The organism is Nesterenkonia marinintestina (assembly GCF_025420485.1).
GTDB classification, from domain to species: Bacteria; Actinomycetota; Actinomycetes; order Actinomycetales; family Micrococcaceae; genus Nesterenkonia; species Nesterenkonia marinintestina.
Map to the genome: position 1 here is coordinate 460,810 of NZ_JAOEFD010000001.1, position 16,094 is coordinate 476,903.

General features: G+C 68.6%; 19 protein-coding genes, 2 tRNA genes and 1 pseudogene. 13 read left to right on the top strand and 9 right to left on the bottom strand.

Annotated elements, in window-relative coordinates; translation table 11 throughout:
- The first annotated feature begins 5 nt into the window (after window positions 1-5).
- The 4 genes from N7E59_RS02030 to N7E59_RS02045 all read left to right on the top strand — a co-directional run bounded on the left by N7E59_RS02030 (window position 6) and on the right by N7E59_RS02045 (window position 3,364).
- Complete coding sequence (locus N7E59_RS02030; protein WP_261623230.1) at window positions 6-995, top strand: zinc-binding alcohol dehydrogenase; 990 nt, start codon at window positions 6-8, stop codon at window positions 993-995.
- 82 nt (window positions 996-1,077) lie between these two features.
- Window positions 1,078-1,482 (top strand): 6-pyruvoyl trahydropterin synthase family protein, encoded by a 405-nt coding sequence (locus N7E59_RS02035; RefSeq protein ID WP_261623231.1) that lies wholly within the window; start codon window positions 1,078-1,080, stop codon window positions 1,480-1,482.
- Window positions 1,479-2,552, top strand: coding sequence for a glycosyltransferase family 4 protein (locus N7E59_RS02040; RefSeq protein ID WP_261623232.1), 1,074 nt, complete (start codon window positions 1,479-1,481; stop codon window positions 2,550-2,552). Before N7E59_RS02035 ends, N7E59_RS02040 begins: the two co-directional genes overlap by 4 nt.
- Entirely contained in the window at window positions 2,495-3,364 is an 870-nt protein-coding gene (locus N7E59_RS02045; RefSeq protein ID WP_261623233.1) for a hypothetical protein, read from the top strand. Before N7E59_RS02040 ends, N7E59_RS02045 begins: the two co-directional genes overlap by 58 nt.
- Here the strand turns inward: N7E59_RS02045 and N7E59_RS02050 are convergent.
- From N7E59_RS02050 to N7E59_RS02065, 4 genes are all read right to left on the bottom strand, one after another.
- Window positions 3,346-3,419: transfer RNA gene (locus tag N7E59_RS02050), tRNA-Ile, on the bottom strand. The genes N7E59_RS02045 and N7E59_RS02050 overlap by 19 nt on opposite strands.
- 10 nt (window positions 3,420-3,429) lie before the next feature.
- Entirely contained in the window at window positions 3,430-4,644 is a 1,215-nt protein-coding gene (locus N7E59_RS02055) for a glycosyltransferase (RefSeq protein ID WP_261623234.1), read from the bottom strand.
- A 70-nt stretch (window positions 4,645-4,714) separates the two neighbouring features.
- Window positions 4,715-5,386, bottom strand: coding sequence for a CDP-alcohol phosphatidyltransferase family protein (locus N7E59_RS02060; protein ID WP_261623235.1), 672 nt, complete (start codon window positions 5,384-5,386; stop codon window positions 4,715-4,717).
- 88 nt (window positions 5,387-5,474) lie between these two features.
- Window positions 5,475-6,284, bottom strand: coding sequence for a phage holin family protein (locus N7E59_RS02065; protein WP_261623236.1), 810 nt, complete (start codon window positions 6,282-6,284; stop codon window positions 5,475-5,477).
- Window positions 6,285-6,414: 130 nt separating this feature from the next.
- On the opposite strand from N7E59_RS02065, the gene N7E59_RS02070 reads away from it, so the two are divergent.
- Entirely contained in the window at window positions 6,415-6,807 is a 393-nt protein-coding gene (locus N7E59_RS02070) for a TM2 domain-containing protein (protein WP_261623237.1), read from the top strand.
- Window positions 6,808-6,864: 57 nt separating this feature from the next.
- On the opposite strand, the gene N7E59_RS02075 is transcribed toward N7E59_RS02070, so the two are convergent.
- From N7E59_RS02075 to N7E59_RS02090, 4 genes are all read right to left on the bottom strand, one after another.
- On the bottom strand, window positions 6,865-7,710 hold the full coding sequence (locus tag N7E59_RS02075; RefSeq protein ID WP_261623238.1) for a siderophore-interacting protein: 846 nt from the start codon (window positions 7,708-7,710) through the stop codon (window positions 6,865-6,867).
- 45 nt (window positions 7,711-7,755) lie between these two features.
- Window positions 7,756-8,631, bottom strand: a complete 876-nt coding sequence (gene purU, locus N7E59_RS02080) for a formyltetrahydrofolate deformylase (protein ID WP_261623239.1) — start codon at window positions 8,629-8,631, stop codon at window positions 7,756-7,758.
- A gap of 72 nt (window positions 8,632-8,703) precedes the next feature.
- The gene (locus N7E59_RS02085) at window positions 8,704-9,240 is read right to left on the bottom strand and encodes an LOG family protein (protein ID WP_261623240.1); all 537 of its coding nucleotides are present in this window, start codon (window positions 9,238-9,240) and stop codon (window positions 8,704-8,706) included.
- A complete protein-coding gene (locus N7E59_RS02090; RefSeq protein WP_261623241.1) occupies window positions 9,237-9,704 on the bottom strand; it encodes an NUDIX hydrolase in 468 nt (155 codons plus the stop codon). The genes N7E59_RS02085 and N7E59_RS02090 overlap by 4 nt, the downstream gene beginning before the upstream one ends.
- 111 nt (window positions 9,705-9,815) lie before the next feature.
- Between N7E59_RS02090 and N7E59_RS02095 the strand changes: the two genes are divergently transcribed.
- Window positions 9,816-9,887 (top strand) — tRNA-Asn (locus N7E59_RS02095).
- Here N7E59_RS02095 and N7E59_RS11875 read toward each other — a convergent pair.
- Window positions 9,849-10,166, bottom strand: coding sequence for a helix-turn-helix domain-containing protein (locus tag N7E59_RS11875; protein WP_390904990.1), 318 nt, complete (start codon window positions 10,164-10,166; stop codon window positions 9,849-9,851). The two genes, N7E59_RS02095 and N7E59_RS11875, sit on opposite strands and share 39 nt — an antisense overlap.
- A 112-nt stretch (window positions 10,167-10,278) precedes the next feature.
- Between N7E59_RS11875 and N7E59_RS02100 the strand changes: the two genes are divergently transcribed.
- The 7 genes and pseudogenes from N7E59_RS02100 to N7E59_RS02125 all read left to right on the top strand — a co-directional run bounded on the left by N7E59_RS02100 (window position 10,279) and on the right by N7E59_RS02125 (window position 15,746).
- Window positions 10,279-10,539, top strand: coding sequence for a hypothetical protein (locus N7E59_RS02100; protein ID WP_261623242.1), 261 nt, complete (start codon window positions 10,279-10,281; stop codon window positions 10,537-10,539).
- Window positions 10,536-11,423 carry a hypothetical protein gene (locus N7E59_RS02105; RefSeq protein ID WP_261623243.1) on the top strand — a complete coding sequence of 296 codons (888 nt, stop codon included), beginning with the start codon at window positions 10,536-10,538 and terminating at the stop codon, window positions 11,421-11,423. Before N7E59_RS02100 ends, N7E59_RS02105 begins: the two co-directional genes overlap by 4 nt.
- Window positions 11,424-11,710: 287 nt before the next feature.
- Complete coding sequence (locus N7E59_RS02110; RefSeq protein ID WP_261623244.1) at window positions 11,711-12,715, top strand: DUF2637 domain-containing protein; 1,005 nt, start codon at window positions 11,711-11,713, stop codon at window positions 12,713-12,715.
- Window positions 12,712-13,209, top strand: a complete 498-nt coding sequence (locus N7E59_RS02115; protein ID WP_261623245.1) for a hypothetical protein — start codon at window positions 12,712-12,714, stop codon at window positions 13,207-13,209. Before N7E59_RS02110 ends, N7E59_RS02115 begins: the two co-directional genes overlap by 4 nt.
- Entirely contained in the window at window positions 13,206-14,213 is a 1,008-nt protein-coding gene (locus tag N7E59_RS02120) for a hypothetical protein (protein WP_261623246.1), read from the top strand. Before N7E59_RS02115 ends, N7E59_RS02120 begins: the two co-directional genes overlap by 4 nt.
- 63 nt (window positions 14,214-14,276) lie before the next feature.
- Window positions 14,277-14,477, top strand: a pseudogene (locus N7E59_RS11880) (helix-turn-helix domain-containing protein); the annotation flags it as partial.
- Window positions 14,478-15,206: 729 nt separating this feature from the next.
- Window positions 15,207-15,746: a hypothetical protein gene (locus N7E59_RS02125; protein WP_261623247.1), complete on the top strand. Its 540-nt coding sequence runs from the start codon at window positions 15,207-15,209 to the stop codon at window positions 15,744-15,746.
- Window positions 15,747-16,094: the final 348 nt, after the last annotated feature.

The following is a 16,094-nucleotide window of genomic DNA, read 5'->3' on the forward strand; positions in this document are numbered from 1 at the left end:
CGACTATGGCAGACGCTGCGGAGACCTCGCGCCAGTACTGGACCCTCGGCCCGGGCCGCGGAGCGCTGCGCACGGAGCCGGTGCCCCGGCCCGCCGAGGGGCAGGCCCTCATCCGCACCCGATTCTCAGCGGTGTCCCCCGGCACGGAGAGCCTCGTCCATCGGGGGGACGTGCCGGAGTCGGTGCACCAGCTCATGCGTGCTCCCTTCCAGCTCGGCGATCTGCCTCATCCGGTCAGCCACGGGTACCTCCAGGTCGGAGACGTCGTCGAGGGACCGGCCGCGCTCATCGGACGGACGGTGTTCACCCTGGCCGGCCACCGCGACCACGTGGTCGTCCCCGCAGAGGACTGCCACCAGGTCCCCGACGGCATGCCGGCCCGACGTGCCCTGCTCGCCGGCCCTGCGGAAACGGCCCTGAACGCCCTCTGGGAGGGCGGGGTGATGCTCGGCGACCGGGTGGTGGTCGTGGGCGGCGGGCTGATCGGACTGACTGCGGCGCTGCTGGCCGTGCGGAGCGGTCCCTCCCGCCTGACGCTTGTGGAGCCGGACTCCGCGCGGCGCGATCTGGCCTCGTCGCTGGGCCTCGAGGTCACGGCCCCCGGTGAGGCTGAGGGCGATGCCGACGTCGTGCTGCACAGCTCGGCCACCGAGGAGGGCCTCTCCGAGGCGCTGCGTCTGGTCGGCGACGACGGCACGCTCGTCGAGCAGTCCTGGTACGGCCGGCGGACCCCTGAGGTCCCGCTCGGAGCGGACTTCCACGCTCGGCGGCTGCGGATCGTGGCGAGCCAGGTGGGCGCCGTGGCGCAGAGCCGCCGGCTGCGCAGGACCCCGCGGCAGCGCCTGGCCGGAGCCCTGGCCCTGCTCGACGAGCGGTTCGACCGGCTCCTCTCCCCCGCTGTGCCGCTGACCGATCTGCCGACGCTGCTGGACCGCATCGCCGAGGGCTCCGCCCCCTCGACCATGATCTGCCCGGTGATCGACCACAGCCTGTGAACGGCTGCGCGTCGGCTGAGAGACTGAGACTCCGGAGACGGTCCCCGCACCGCCGCCCCTACCAGACCGAGGAGACGGACCGATGACCGCCACCCCCACCTACTGCCTGACCGTGGACGACCACATCATGATCGCCCACAGCCTCGACCATGAGTTCTTCGGTCCCGCTCAGCAGCTGCACGGTGCCACGCTGCACATCCGGGCGGGCTTCCACCGCGTGGGACTCGACCCGCACGGTGTGGTGATGGACATCGGCGCGGCCGCAGGAATGCTCTCCCAGGTCCTCGACCCGCTGCGGCATCGGAATCTGGACGAGCATCCGGACTTCTCCGCCAAGCTGAGCACCACCGAAGTGATCGTGACCTACATCGCGCAGCGGCTGGTCGCCGATCTCCCCCCGGAGCACGGTCTCAGCGCCGTCGAGGTGCAGGCCGATGAGAATCCCCAGGCACGCGCCTCGGTGCGCATCGATCTCACCGAGGCATGATCCCCGGGCAGGATCGGTCCCCGCCGACGCCGACGGAGCTCATCTGGGTCACCCCGCAGACCGATCTCACCGGCGGGGGCACCCTGTACAACCTGCGGACCCTACGCGCCCTGGAGGACCTGGGTGTCGGAACGATGCGTCTCGACGCACCGGGGAGGTGGCCGGTGCCCGCGGCCGACGACGTCGAGTCGCTGGGGTCCCGCCTGCGGACCGCACGCGCGGACCGACCGGAGGCCGTCGTCGTGGTCGACGGGCTCATCGCCGCCGGAGCGCCGCAGCTGTTCTCCGGCGACCCGCCTGCCGCCGACGTGCTGCTGCTGCACCTTCCGGTCGCGCGCGACGGCGCCGAAGGCGCCGCAGTCGAGCGCGAACGACGTGCTCTCGGACGGGCGAGCCGTGTGGTGGTCACCGGCCGCTGGGCCGCCGACCAGGTGCGCGCCATCTGCGGCAGGGACGACGCGGAGATCATCGTGCCCGGGACCGAGCCGCCGGGCCCGACCTTCGACCCGGGTCGGAATCGGGGGGATGCCGAGCCGACGTTCGCCGTCGTCGCGTCGCTGACCCCTCGGAAGAACCATCGCCTGGTGGGCGAGGCGCTGTCCGGCCTCCTCGGTCTCAGGTGGCGTCTGCTGCTGGCAGGGCCCGGGGCCGAGACGCCTTTCGGCCGCGCGCGCCTGGCCGACCTGGATCGTCTGATGCCCGGTCGCGTGAGCCTGCGCGGGCAGGTCGCACCCGAGGACATGGACCGCCTCTGGGCGGAGACCGACCTGCTCCTGCTGCCCTCGACGGCCGAGACCTACGGGATGGTCGTCACCGAGGCCGCGGCGCGCGGGATACCGGCCTTCGTCTCCGCCGGGACCGGTGCCGCCGAGTCCGTCGCCGACGCCGGCCGGGCGCTGCCGGTCGACTCTCCGACCGAATGGTCACAGGCGCTGCGCCGGTGGCTGAACGATCCGCGGGAACGGGAGGAGCTGGCCGCTGCGGCGGACCGGCGGCGCGATATGCTCCCGACATGGCGGCAGAGCGCACTCCGATGGACGCACCTCGTCCGATCCCTGAGGACTGGCTGAGCCTGCGGGAGGGCGCCGACGCCCGGGCCCGCGCCGGCACGCGCGAGTCGGTCCGCGCGCTGGTGGCGCGGCATCGCCCCGACGTCGTCGTGGACGTCGGCACGGGGACCGGCGCCGGGTCGCGGTGGTCGGCTCCCCTGCTCGACGGCGACGAACAGTGGGTGCTCATCGACCACGACCCCGCCCTGCTGCGCACCGCGGCCTCCGGTCTGCGTGCCGCCGGTGCGCGCGGTGGGATCACCGAGGAGCTGGCCGATCTCTCCTGCCTCTCCCGGGTCCTGGACGAGCACCGGCGGGGCGATGCCTCGGTCCTGGTCATCACCTCGGCGCTGCTGGACCTGCTGACCGAACCGCAGCTGACCGGTCTGCTCGACGACGTCGCCTCCTACGGAGTTCCTCTGGTGGCGGCGCTGACGGTGACCGGCGGGTGGCGGATCGATCCCGACGACCCCGAGGACGACCTCGTCCGACGCGCCTTCGACGGACATCAGCGCCGCGGGGACCGGCTGGGTCCGCAGGCGGCGGACCGTGCACGGGCTCTCGCGGAGGCGCGCGGTCTGCCGGTGCGCGCCCTGCCCACACCCTGGCTGTTGGATTCGACGGCCGGCGCCCGAGACTCGTCCCTGATCCGTCGGCTGCTGACGGATCGCGTCGAAGCTGCGGCGGAGGAGCTGGACCACGTCGGCGATCGGGACGGCGCGGAGCAGGCGCAGCGTTGGCTCGCACGGCGGCTGGACCGGCTCGCCGGCGACGGGCTGTCGCTGCGGATCGACCACGTGGACCTGCTGATCGGTGGGGCGTGCGGGACTTGAACCCGCGACCAAAAGATTATGAGTCTTCTGCTCTGACCTGCTGAGCTAACGCCCCGAGCACCGGCTCAGTCTACCGGCTCGTCGTCGGTGTACTGGTGCAGGCTGACCTCGTCGGCGCCGCGATAGATCGCCTCGAAGGCGTCCATCGTGGTGGCGATGGAGTGACGTCTGGCCATGGTCCGGCTGTGCTCGCCCATGCGTCGGCGCTCCTGCGGGCTCAGCCGGATCACCGACTCGAGCTTCGCCGCGAGGTCCGTCGGGTCTCCGGGCACGAACAGGTGGCCGTTGCGTCCCTCCTCGACCAGGTGCGGCAGCGCCAGGGCGTCGGCGAGCACCACGGGCCGCCCCGCCGACATGGCCTCCAGCGAGACCAGGGACTGCAGTTCGGCGGTGCCCGGCTGGCAGAACACGTCGGCCCTCAGGTAGGCACGGCGCAGGGCCGCATCGTCGACGTGGCCGAGCATGCGCACCCGATCCGACAGCCCGAGCCGGACGATCCTGTCGCTGAGCAGGTCACGCTGCTCACCGTCGCCGACGACGTCGAGGCCGATGTCGAGCTGCGGGTCGGTCGCCGCGACCGCGTCGATCAGCACGTCGACGTTCTTCTCCACGGCGAGGCGGCCGACGAACAGCACCGTCGGACGCGGTGCCGGCTCGATCGTCTCCCCCGGACGCAGTCGATATTCGTTGAGGTCGATGCCGTTCGACAGGGGCAGCACCCGATCGAAGCCGCCCTTCCTCCGCATGGTCTCAGCCGCCAGGGGCGTCGGAGTCGTGACCACTGAAGCCTGACCCATGAGCCGGTTCATGTCCCGCCACGAGTTCTTCGCCACGATCCGACAGAACCAGGCGGGGAACGGAAGGAAGGGATCCAGGTTCTCCGGCATGAAGTGATTGGTGGCGACCAGTCGGATCCGTCGCCGCACGGCGGCGTCGATGGCGGCCTTGCCCACCATGTAGTGACACTGCACGTGGACCACATCGGGACGGATCTCCTCCAGGAGTCGGTCCATGGCCGGGCCCACCTTCCACGGAGGGCACAGTCGATAGTACTCGTGGGTCGGCGCCGGGTAGGAGCGGAAACGATGGACGACCGCCTCCTCGTGGTGCCGGACGGTGTCCGGACCGGATTCGTTGCGCGCGGCGGCCACATGGACCTCATGACCCTTGGCGGTCATGCTCCGTGCGAGACGCTGACAGAAGACGGCGGCACCGTTGACGTCGGGCGGATAGGTGTCCGCGGCGATCAGGATGCGCAGCTTCTTCTCATCCGAAGGCATCGGCCTCTGAGAACCTCCCCGGGGCCATTCGCCCCAACTCGTCGTCCGGCGGCCCGAGCCGAGTGCCCCCTCAGCTCGACGGCGGCGCCGGTGCGGCCGGCGTCGTCGACCACCGGGCCCTGTCGCGGGGCTCGATACCGTCCCGCCGCAGCCGCACCGCCTTGGCACGTGCTTTCAGCAGGTAGTCGAGTGCCGCCCCCATATGCATTATGCCGCCCAGCGCCAGCAGCACCACTCCGGCGTCGGTCACCGCCGTCTCCCGCAGCTCCGGGGTCCGTCCCAGCAGGACCAGGGGTGCGGCGACCAGCAGCGCCGCGGTGCGCAGCTTGCCCAGCACGGAGACGGGGAGCTCCGGAGAGCCGCCGAAGAGCAGGGACGCGTTGAGGAACAGCACCATGTCGGCACCGACGATCACCAGCAGGACCCACAGGGGAGCGTCCGAGAAGATCACCAGCGTCAGAGTGACGATGATCAGCGAGAGACGGTCGGCCAGAGGGTCCAGCCACTGCCCCACGACGCTGGCCTGGTCGAATCGTCGGGCCAGATACCCGTCGATCCAGTCGGTGCTGCCCAGCACGACGAGGACCCAGAACGCCGCCCAGTCGTGGCCGACGGCCACGAGCCAGACGAACACCGGGACCAGGGCGAACCGTGCCGCGGTGATGAGGTTCGGGACGGTCCAGAACGTCTCGTGGAGGGTCGGAACCTCACCCTCACGGGTCCCTGCTCCGATGATCCTCACACCCGTCCTCTCAGACCGGCCGACGTCGTCGACCGCTCACCGCGCGACCGGCGCGTGCGCAGATCGGGTGCGCACGCGCCGTCGTCGGTCACTTCCTGACGAGTTCGCGCAGAAAGACCGCTCCCGCGGCGGTCGAGGCACCCAGGACCGCCAACGGACGCCACCGGGCCGAGACGAACTCGCCGACGTCGTCCATGGCGGAGTCCTCCCGACGGGCTCCCTGTCCTCCCCCGGCCTCGTCCTTCTGCGCGTCCCGGTGGGAGTCGATCTCCTCGTCCGACTGGGCGTAGATGTCGTCGACGACGGATCCCAGGTGGTCGCGCCGCAGCGCGGTGCGGCGCAGCAGCTCCCGGTACGGCACGGGCTCGGGCTCGCCCTCCCCCGGGCGGTTCTCCTTCTTCTGGCGCTCGGCCTCCGCCTCGGCCTCCTCCTTGCGGCGGCGCTTCTCCTCGTCGGCCCGGTCCAGGCTGGCGGGGTCGAATGCGCTGCCCTCCCTCAGGACGCCCAGGTCCATGCGCAGTCCGCGCACGGCGTCCTGGGGCATCAGGGGCAGGGCACGCTTGAGGACGATGAAGCCGATCAGCGCCAGGATCAGCGCAATGACCAGGAAGATGCCGGCCACGATCAGCGCGGCCAGCCAGATGTCGAAGAGGAGGGCGAAGGCGCCGACGGCGGCGACGACCAGCGCGATCACCAGCAGGGTCAGCAGCAGCAGCCCTCCGACGAAGAGCCCGGCGGCGATCCCGGCCGTGACGCCCTTGGACTTCATCTGCCCCAGGGCCAGTTGGAGCTCGTCGGCCACCTGCTTCGGTCCCAGCCGGAGCAGGACTTTGACCTGGTCCAGCGTCGAGGGCTGTCCGGCGTCGGTGCGGTTCTGCCCTGCGCTTTGCTGTGCCACCACAGCGCCTCCTGCGAAACACTCGTCGTACGTGGTCAGCCCCCCGGTCAGGGGCACGTGCCTAAACTACCACCCCGTACGGGAGGTCACCCCCGACCTGGGAGCCGGAGGTCCGGCCTACCATGGAGGCATGCCCGAGAACTACGACCTCGACGAGCTCTACGCGAACACCTACACCGAGGAGGACCAGCGGGAGTTCGAGAGTCAGCCCGTCTCGGAGAAGCGTTTCCTCACCGCCTGGCTGCTCGGCCTGCTGCTGGGACTGGTCGGCGCCGACCGCTTCTACCTCGGCAGGACGGGTTCCGCCGTGGCGAAGCTGCTGACCGTCGGAGGCCTGGGCGCCTGGATGCTCATCGACCTGTTCCTGCTGCTCTCAGGGTCGCTGCGCGACCGGCAGGATCGGCGGCTCGACGGCTACACCCGCTGGGCCGGGCGCTGCGCCGCGGTGACGATCCTGGCGGTCGCCATGACGCTGGTGCTGGGGCTGATCATCGGCACGTCGACGGCGGTCACCTCCGGCTGACGGTCGCGGCACGCGCCGCCCGGGGCCGAGTCGGCCGGGGCCGGAGGACCCGCGGCCTCAGTCCTCGTCGATCCGGCCGATCGGCGTGCGCTTCTCGGCCTGGAACTCGTCCTCGATGCGTCCGGCCGCCCAGTAGGCGGACAGCGACATCGCCTTCCGATCCAGCCCGCGCTCGGACACCAGCAGCCGACGGGCCTTCTTCATCTCCCCGCGCTCCCCGTGCACGAAGACCTGGACGTCGCCGTCGGGCAGCTCGAGCTCCGCGAGCGCCCGGACCAGTCGGGCACGCTCAGGGGCGAAGTCTCCCCCACGGTGCAGCCAGCGCACCTCGATCCCGTCGGGCGCGTCGAGCGGGATCTCTTCGGCGGCGTCTGACACCTCGAGCAGCGCGACCCCGACGGCCTTCGGAGCGTGCCGCTCCAACCACTCCAGGGCGGCGGCCACCGCGGGGATGGCCGACTCGTCACCGGCGAGCAGGTGGAAGTCCGCCTCGGGCCTCGGCGCATAGGCGCCTCCCGGTCCGAAGAAGCTGATCGCGTCTCCGGGGCGGGCCTGCTGGGCCCACCGGCCGGCGGGACCGTCGTCGCCGTGGGTCACCATGTCCACCCAGATCTGTCGGGCGGTTCGGTCGATCCTGCGGACGGTGTAGGTCCGGGTGACCGGCATCTCCTGCGGGGGCAGTCGCTCGCGCAGAGCCTCCAGGCCGAAGGGTCGGGAGAGTCCGAGCGACGGGTCGGCGAAGAGCAGCTTGATGTACTGGTCCGTGGCGTCTTTGAAGTCCAAGGCGTCGAACCCGGCACCGCCGAGGACCAGCCGTCGCAGGTGCGGGGTGAGTCGGACGGTCTCGTGGACCTCCAGCAGGTGCTCGACCCGGACCTTGCGCGGACGCTGCGGCTCAGCCATGGCTGCGACCTCTCTTTCGGGGTGTGGGACGCGGACCCTCGGTGCTCAGAACACGATGGTGGTGCCGCCGTGGCGGATGACCCGGTCCTCGCAGTGCCACTTCACGGCCCGGGAGAGCACTGCGCGTTCGACGTCCGCGCCGAACTGGGTCAGCTGGGCGACGCTGTGCTGATGGGAGACCCGGATGACGTCCTGTTCGATGATGGGGCCCTCGTCCAGGTCCTCGGTGACGTAGTGGGCGGTGGCCCCGATGAGCTTCACGCCACGATCCTTGGCCTTCTGATAGGGGCCGGCTCCGATGAACGCCGGCAGGAAGCTGTGGTGGATGTTGATCACCGGTGCTCCCACCCGGTCCAGGAACTCCGGGGTGAGGATCTGCATATATCGGGCCAGGACGATGAGGTCGACGTTGCCCCGCAGCAGGTCGAGGTGCTGCGCCTCGGCCGCCGACCGGTCGGTCCGGTCGACCGGCACGTGGAAGAACGGGATGCCGAAGGATCGGACGTCGGCGGCCAGATCGGGGTGGTTGGAGACGACCATGGTGATGTCCATGGGGATCTCCCCGCGACGGTGGCGCCACAGCAGGTCCAGCAGACAGTGGTCGGTCTTGGAGGCGAAGATGGCCACGCGTCGTGGTGCTGACACCTCGGTCAGCCGCCAGTCCATGTCGAAGCGGGACTCGAGGCGCGTCCGGACCGCCTCTTCGACGTCCGGCCGCTTCGCGGCGAGGTTCGGCAGGTGGAACACGGTGCGCTGGAAGAACGTCCCCTCCTCGACCCCCGTCGAGTACTGGTCCAGGGAGATGATGTTCGCCCCCAGGTCGGTGATCACGTCGGAGACCGCCGCGACGATGCCGTGCTGGTCGGGGCAGCTGATCACGAGGCGGGCGAGGTCGGCGGTCGAGGCGTCGGCGGACGGCATGCGCACTCCTGAGGAGAGGGGACTGTCGGACGGGGCCGGGCCCCTCCCGTCCGGCGAGGATAGCAGGGCGGTTCAGGTCAGCAGGCAGTCGATCGCCCGGTCCGGCCCGGTCGTGATCTGCAGCTCGTCGCGGGTCCGAGGACTGAGGAATCCCGATTCGACCATGTGGTCGATCATCGTCAGCAGGGGCCTCCAGAAGCCGTCGACGTCGTAGAGGGTGACCGGTTTGGCGTGCAGCCCCAGCTGGCGCCACGTCCAGATCTCGAAGAGCTCCTCGAGGGTCCCGATGCCGCCGGGCAGGGCGACGAACCCGTCCGCGAGCGCGGCCATGCGCTCCTTGCGGGCGTGCATATCCTCGACCACCTCCAGACGGGTGATGCCGTGGTGGGCGTCCTCGGCGACGCCCATGTGTGCGGGGATCACGCCGACGACCTCTCCCCCGGCGTCAGCCGCCGCGTCGGCGACGACGCCCATCAGCCCGACGCGGCCCCCGCCGTAGACCAGGCCGACACCTCGTTCGGCGGCACGCCGTCCCAGGTCGGCGGCGGCCTCGGCGAAGGCCGGATCCCGACCCGGCCGTGAGCCGGTGAACACTGCGATCCGTTTCATCGGTGAGCCTCGTCGTCGTGGACGGCGGCACCGTCGAGGGCCGGGATGAAGTGGTCGAGGAACAGGGCTGCGTACTCGTCCCGGGAAAGCCCGTATCGAGGGTCGACCCATCGCACGTCGGCGATCTCGGACTGGGGCTCCCCCGGGTCCGTCACCGTGACGATGCCGAGCAGAACCTCAGCCTCGACCATGTATCCCTCCTCGTTCGCCGCGGGGGCGCAGAAGGAGCCGAGGTGGCGCAGGTCGTGGGGCCGCAGCTCCAGTCCGAGCTCCTCCCGGCATTCTCGGATCCCGGCGTCGACGATCGATTCACCCGGGTCAGGCTTGCCGCCGGGCTGCATGAATCGGCGGGTGCCGTGCTTGCGGACGGTGAGGATGCGGTCGTCGACGTCTCGGAGCACGACGGCGACGACTCGGATCACCCGTCCGGCCGTATGGACCTGGTGGATGTCATCGTCGCGCACGCGACCATCCTACGGCGACCGTGCCCCCGAATCGCCGCCGACGGCGACGGCGGATACCGTGCACTGATTTCACAGGCCGTGAGCCTGCCTGCTAAACTCTTCCAGTCGCAATCCTCCATAGCTCAACGGCAGAGCACTCGACTGTTAATCGAGCGGTTGCTGGTTCGAATCCAGCTGGGGGAGCTTCTCCGAGGCCCTCGTCCGCACCGCGGACGGGGGCCTCTCTTGCGTCAGCTGCTGTCCCAGCAGATCTGCGAGAGAAACCTCTAGATAGGCCGCCACAGCAAATAGCTCGTCAATGCGAAACGCCATGACCCCCCGTAGTCGCTTCGACATCTGAGGCTGGCTATACCCAAGTGAGTCAGCCAGACCCGCCTGCGTAACTCCGCGGCGCACCATCCACGTCTTAACCTCACGTCCCACGCGAACGTTGGCGTCCACATCTTCCAGAGCAATCGTCATGGCTACAGCCTAGAACATGGGACGCCCCTCGTATAGCGTCAGAGAAATTTCGTGCACAAAAAGCAGCGCGTCGGTGTTGCCTGCGTATTCTCTAAACGCATACGGTGTAGCTATGCGATATCGAAAGCAGCTCTCAGCGAATATTCGGGCGCAGATCGCCTACCACGACATGACTCAAGTCCAAGTCGCCGCGCTCTTGGGTTTACCACCGGGACAAGTCTCCAAACGTATCCACGGTCATATCGACTGGAGGGTTGGAGAGCTCCTCTTCCTGGCTCACGAATGGAATCAACCGTTGGACGTTCTGCTGCGCGGCGTGGAAGATCGACCGTTCGACGAGAACGGCGCTGTCGAGGCGGTGACGTCCGCATGAGCACCGATCTCACTTCGACGTTCTCGGTGGCTTCCGCGCGGGAGTTCACCGATGAGATGAAGTCTGACTATGCGTCTCTCCAGGAGCGTGTAGCCGCAGCATGGCAGGGGCGGATCTGGATCGCTCTCGGGTACGAGGACTGGCAGAGCTACCTGGACACAGAGTTCTCAGGGATCGGTCTTCGTCCGCCAAAGGAGCTGGAAGAGCAAGTCCTCAGTGAGCTGCGAGCCGCGGGCATGAGTACTCGAGGCATTGCGGCCGCCACTGAGATGAGCCAGAAGACAGTTTCGCGTCGGCTGGGATCAACTGAGTCAGATGACTCAGTTGACCGGATCGTCGGCCTAGATGGGAAGGACCGTCCTGCACGTCGCGCGCCGGGGCTCAGCGACCACGAGGAGATCGTGGATGCGGAGATCGTTGAGGACGGGCCGCAGTCCCCTGGTCAGGTGTCGATCGCTGATGAGCTGGGCGATTCTGGGTGGTCAGGTGGGGATCGCTCTGCTGAGGACATGGGGCTCAGGCCGGTGGATCTCTCGGCTGCCTCAGCTGATCACAGCTCTCGGGAGTACGTGCGGCGTCAGTACGGTCAGCTGCTCGGTGAGGCCGGCGGAGGCATCCCGGCGGTGAACGCGGCCGTGAATGGGCTGTCGATGACTCTGGCGGTAAACCCCCTGGATCACAAGCTCCGAGAGGACGAGCTGACCGCGATCGCGGCGGCCAGTGCTGACAGTACGGCGCAGTTGGCTGAGCTGCTGGCCCAGATCGCCCGCACCGCGGGGTCTGAATCGTCACGTTCAGCACTGAACGCGACCGCGCTCGACCGGGTCGATGAGGCGATCGAGAAGCTGCAATCGGTCCGCGCCGCCGTGCACTCGACACAGTGACGGCACCTGAACAGGAGGCTTCCCCTATGACTTTGCAGACCACGACCACCCGAGCAGATCAAGCCCCGGGCGAGGTGAAGGAGACGGCGCTGCCGGCGGAGCAGGCGATCGGTGTCCGGCCCGCGGCCAGCGCGTCGGCGGCCTCGACGGAGACCGGAGCGCAGACGAGTGCGCCCGGGGCCGGTGAGTGGCCGGCCCCGGGCGCGAGGGAGATTGAGTCAGAGACGTCTGACAACAACAGCAGAAGTGAACAGACGGACCCAATCGCGGTTAATGATACGCCCGCGGTGTCGGCCTCGACCACCAACGCCACGACCACCGTGGACGGTCCCGCGGGGATTCCGGCACATCGTCAGGTCTCGGGTGGGCGGATCAACCCGGATGCCCGGGCGTTCGTGCGGGTGATCATCATCGGCACCGTGATCGCCGGCACGGTCGCGTTCGCGATCTCGTTCGTCGCGCTGATGGAAATTGCGCATTGGCTGGGCATCCCGTCGTGGATGTCGTGGTCGATCCCTGTGTTCATCGACTTAGCGATCCTCATCTATGCCGGGTCGATCCTGGTACACAAAGCTCGAGGGGATCGGACCTGGCGGTCCTGGGTGATGCTGGGGGTCTTTACCGGACTGTCGATGGTCGCCAACGTCTCCCACGCGCTGTCGTCGGGGACCTCCACCGAAGCCTGGCAGGCGTGGGTCGGAGCAGTGATCGCGGGCATGGTGCCCATCGCGATCTTCGCCGCGACCGAACAGCTGGCCTCTATCGCAGTCCAGGACCCCGAGACCCGACGTGCCGAGCTGGAGGCCGAAGCCACGTGGGCTGCCGAGCAGGCCGACCGGGAGCGGGAGCAGATCGGGTTGGAGCACGAGCGGGAGATGGCACGTCAGCGAGCCGAACTCGACCGTGAGCAGCACGTCACCGAGATCGAGATCGCACGGGCCCGTCGGTCGCACCTGGTGGAGAAGGCAGCACAGGGCATCGACCTCGACCACTCCCCCACGGACTCCTCACCCACCGAGCCGCGACCCACACCAAATCGGACCAAGAGCCCATCCCCAGCGAGAGCGACCGCGGATCTGGATGCGATCGCTTCTTTCGTGGAAGAGGCCCAGTACCGGGGGGAACGGGTCTCCGGTGCGGCGCTAGCCGAGGCGGGCCTGGTGTCGTCGGGCAAGACCGGACAGCGCCGTCTGGCCTCCCTGAAGAAACAGCGCCCGGACCTTTTCGAGGCCGAGGACCCCACCCCCGGACCCGAGGATGACACCGCCGCAGCAGACGAAGGGACAACATGATGAGTGACCTCCTAAGCAACCCGACCATAGGAATCACCGCGGCGGTGACCATCGTCGCGCTGGCAATCGTCGCCTACTGGGTCGCCGACCGGTGGAAAACCACCCAGCGATTGAAGAACCAGATCCCGATGAGCGGAACGTCGCTTTTCATCCACACCGGCCAAGCCTCTGAGAGGTCCACCGTGCTCTTCCGCCGGGGCGGGGATCCCCACGGGCCGGTCGTCGGAGTGGTCGAACCGTCAATCGAGGCTCCTGGCACGGTTCGCGCGTACTGGGCACCCACTGTGACCATCGCCCGATCACGGCCGACCTGGGGCACGGAGAGAGTAAAGGCGGAAGCGAGTAAGCACGCCGACCTGACCGACCTCCAGGAAGCGATCGCCACAGTCGCCCAGTGGGAGGCCCAGGTCGAAGACAGCACCGAGAGCATCCGCCGGGCAGTCTCCACCGCACGGACGCCCTCGTCGAAGAAGGCAGAGGGGCGAGATCGATGAGCAGCCAGGGATACGTCAAAGACATCTATCCCGAGGCCGCAGGCGATGCGGTCGTGATCACCGTCGACGGCGAGGTCCGTCGAGAGCCGCTGGGAGGGGCAGCCGCTGAGGGCCGGTGGGACTGGCTGGACGAGAAGGACTACCAGCTAGGCAGCCTGGGGCCTGATGCGGTGATTCTGACCCCACGCCACGACCCCGTCATCACGGACTCATCTTCGGGGCACCGGTGGGCCACGGCGCTGGTTCAGGGGCTGGGGCTCTACTCCCGCCCGGTATGGGGTGAAGCGGTGGTCATCCTGGGCTCGGTCAACGGGCACATCACCGGGCTCTCCACCAGGCAGGCGGACGCGCTGGACACCGCCATGGAGCAGCTGCAGGAGTTGGACCGCCTAGGACTGCCCCTGCGGCTCAGCGAGACCCAGGAAGACCGACTGCGGGAAGCCTTCGGGGTCACTGTCCCGGTGCCCACCTCGGAGCCGCATGACGAGGACTCAACCCTGAGGAACCAGCAGGAGCCGCGCAAGCTGTGGCCCTGGCTGGTGGTTGCGCTGCTGCTGATTCCCCTGGCCGCGGCGGTGGGATACCTCGCTGGCGGGTCCCTCGCTCAGGCCCCCGATGAGGAGACCCAGGCGCGTGTGGCAGAGATCGATGACCGGGAATCCGAGCTTGATGACCGGGAAGAAGACCTCGAAGCCCGGGAACAGGCAGTCAGTGCCCGCGAATCCGAGGTGGAAGACGAGCAGGCGAACCTCACCGAGACCGAGGAAGACCTCGATGACCGGGAAGAAGATCTCGACACGAGAGAGACCGAGCTGGATGAGCGGTCTGAGGCGCTGGACGAACGGGAGGACCAAGCCCCCGACGTGGAGGACTTGGAGGAACGCGAGCAGGCGATCGAGGACCGCGAAAGTGACCTCGATGATCGCGCCGCAGAGCTGGACGACCGGGAAGAGCAGCTCGATCAACGGGAAGACGATCAGGATGCCGACGATCAGAACCAGTGACCGCACCTTGACCTTTGGTGATGGAACGCTCTCTGGAGAGGGGCTCAAATGGCTGTGGAGATGATGACCTGGGCCAGACGCCAGGTATTCCAGCACTTTGACCTCTCGTCCTCAGAGCGATTCGTGCTGATGCTGCTGGCCGATAACGCTTCATGGAACGAAGAGCTGGGGCACTGGTACTGCTTCCCTTCACAGAAGACCATCGCCCGTGATGCCGGCATGTCAGAACGCACCGTGCGCCGAGCGGTGGAACGCCTCGAAGCGCTGGGACTGGTGAGCACAGGCCGTCGCAAGACTGCTGGCGGAGCACTGAGCCGGATGTCCTATCTGTTCCATCCTGAGGCGATCGAGCGTCCCATTGCATTGGCCGTCGAGGACAAGGTCAGCAGCGACGAGACCGAAGAGCACAACCCCAAGAAATCAAGACCGGACACAGTGTCCGGTCTGAGAAATTCAACACCGGACACCATGACCGGTCTGGAGAACTCAACACCGGACACCATGTCCGGTACCCCCGCGGTTCCGCATGAAATCAAGACCGGACACAGTGTCCGCCCTGTGGAAAACGATGCGTCCGAGGACCCCTACCGGACACTGTGTCCACCCCTACCGGACACAGTGTCCGGTCCCGCGCGCACAGAGAGTAACCCGCGCGCGTCGCGTCTTAACCGTCATAGTGAACCGTCATCGTCGTCGTCTTCTTCTGGTGAGTCCAGAGCCGGAGCTCCGGCGGAGCAGTCGGCTCACGAGACGACGACCAATGAGGCGACGACGGACCGGACGACGATGGAGACTGCGGGGGTCGGGTCGGGTGGATCGTCTGTGGCCGCTGGCGCGGCCGACGATCACCCCGACCCGTCAGCGACCCCGGCGGTGGACACAGTGGTGGACAGGGATCGTCCGGTGTCCGATGACCAGTCCAGCCGGGTGTCCGAGTCGCAGGTGTCCGAGTCGCAGGTGTCAAGGTCGATGGCTGGTCGTGTTGGACACGGGGTGACCGGTGAGGACCTGACCGCACTGGCGTTGGCCGTGCGAGAGCACCTGGGTCCGGTCACTGCGTCCGAAGTCGCTGAGGTGGCCAAGGTCGTGCTGGGTCGAGCCTCCCGGCGGGTTGGCCGTCCGGTGGCCTACGTGGCCCGGGCGGTGGCCATGGACATCGAGGCGTGGACACAGTGGCTGGCCGGACACCGGGTCACCAGCGGTGGACACCACACCACCGGTGGCCGTGCCGGTGGCCCGGAGGGTGTCCGGACACCGTCGTTGGCCGCGGTGCCGGCCAGTGGCCGGACAGGTGGCCGACGCCCGTGTCCAGTGCCTCGGCACGCAGAGTCACAGTACCTGGCCACCAACTGCCCGTCCTGCCGGTTCGGAGACTTCCCGAAGCGGTTGGACACCAAGGTCTTCGACGCCCTGGACACCAGTGTCCGGGCCCGAGTCCTGGAGGCGGGGGTCACCGTGCCCGGACGGTCGGCATCTGGCGGCTCGGCCGGCTCAGAGGCTGCAGGCGACCGGGGGGAGGCAGGAGTCTCATGAACCTGATGATTCCGGCTCCGATGAGCACCGCTGTCAGCACCGCCCCCGGGGAGACGCTGGCCGGGTCCTTCTCTGCGGTGGTCACCGCGGCGGCAGGGTTGCTGGTACTTCTTGGCCTGGTGGTCGGGTGGGGAGCCGGGACACTGGGCGTCCTGATCGCCGCCGGGACGGGTCGCTACCCGGGCACAGAGCCTCAGGCCCTTGGGGTGTCTGGGGTGTCTGGGGTGTCTCGGTGCCGGCGGGTCGCGGTCGCGGGCCTGGTGGCCGCCGGGTCGGGTGCGACGGGGTTCCTCATTTTGTCCCTGCCGGTGGTGGTCAGCGCAGACCAGTGGGGCCGCGCTGGCGTGG

Bases quoted from the DNA above. Each gene is read 5' to 3' on its own strand.
- N7E59_RS02055 (WP_261623234.1), bottom strand. From the start codon at position 4,644: ATGCCTTCGGATGAGAAGAAGCTGCGCATCCTGATCGCCGCGGACACC.
- N7E59_RS02100 (WP_261623242.1), top strand. From the start codon at position 10,279: ATGCGATATCGAAAGCAGCTCTCAGCGAATATTCGGGCGCAGATCGCC.
- N7E59_RS02085 (WP_261623240.1), bottom strand. From the start codon at position 9,240: ATGAAACGGATCGCAGTGTTCACCGGCTCACGGCCGGGTCGGGATCCG.
- N7E59_RS02035 (WP_261623231.1), top strand. From the start codon at position 1,078: ATGACCGCCACCCCCACCTACTGCCTGACCGTGGACGACCACATCATG.
- N7E59_RS02040 (WP_261623232.1), top strand. From the start codon at position 1,479: ATGATCCCCGGGCAGGATCGGTCCCCGCCGACGCCGACGGAGCTCATC.
- N7E59_RS02030 (WP_261623230.1), top strand. From the start codon at position 6: ATGGCAGACGCTGCGGAGACCTCGCGCCAGTACTGGACCCTCGGCCCG.
- N7E59_RS02045 (WP_261623233.1), top strand. From the start codon at position 2,495: ATGGCGGCAGAGCGCACTCCGATGGACGCACCTCGTCCGATCCCTGAG.
- N7E59_RS02120 (WP_261623246.1), top strand. From the start codon at position 13,206: ATGAGCAGCCAGGGATACGTCAAAGACATCTATCCCGAGGCCGCAGGC.
- N7E59_RS02115 (WP_261623245.1), top strand. From the start codon at position 12,712: ATGATGAGTGACCTCCTAAGCAACCCGACCATAGGAATCACCGCGGCG.
- purU (WP_261623239.1), bottom strand. From the start codon at position 8,631: ATGCCGTCCGCCGACGCCTCGACCGCCGACCTCGCCCGCCTCGTGATC.
- N7E59_RS02105 (WP_261623243.1), top strand. From the start codon at position 10,536: ATGAGCACCGATCTCACTTCGACGTTCTCGGTGGCTTCCGCGCGGGAG.
- N7E59_RS11875 (WP_390904990.1), bottom strand. From the start codon at position 10,166: ATGACGATTGCTCTGGAAGATGTGGACGCCAACGTTCGCGTGGGACGT.
- N7E59_RS02075 (WP_261623238.1), bottom strand. From the start codon at position 7,710: ATGGCTGAGCCGCAGCGTCCGCGCAAGGTCCGGGTCGAGCACCTGCTG.
- N7E59_RS02070 (WP_261623237.1), top strand. From the start codon at position 6,415: ATGCCCGAGAACTACGACCTCGACGAGCTCTACGCGAACACCTACACC.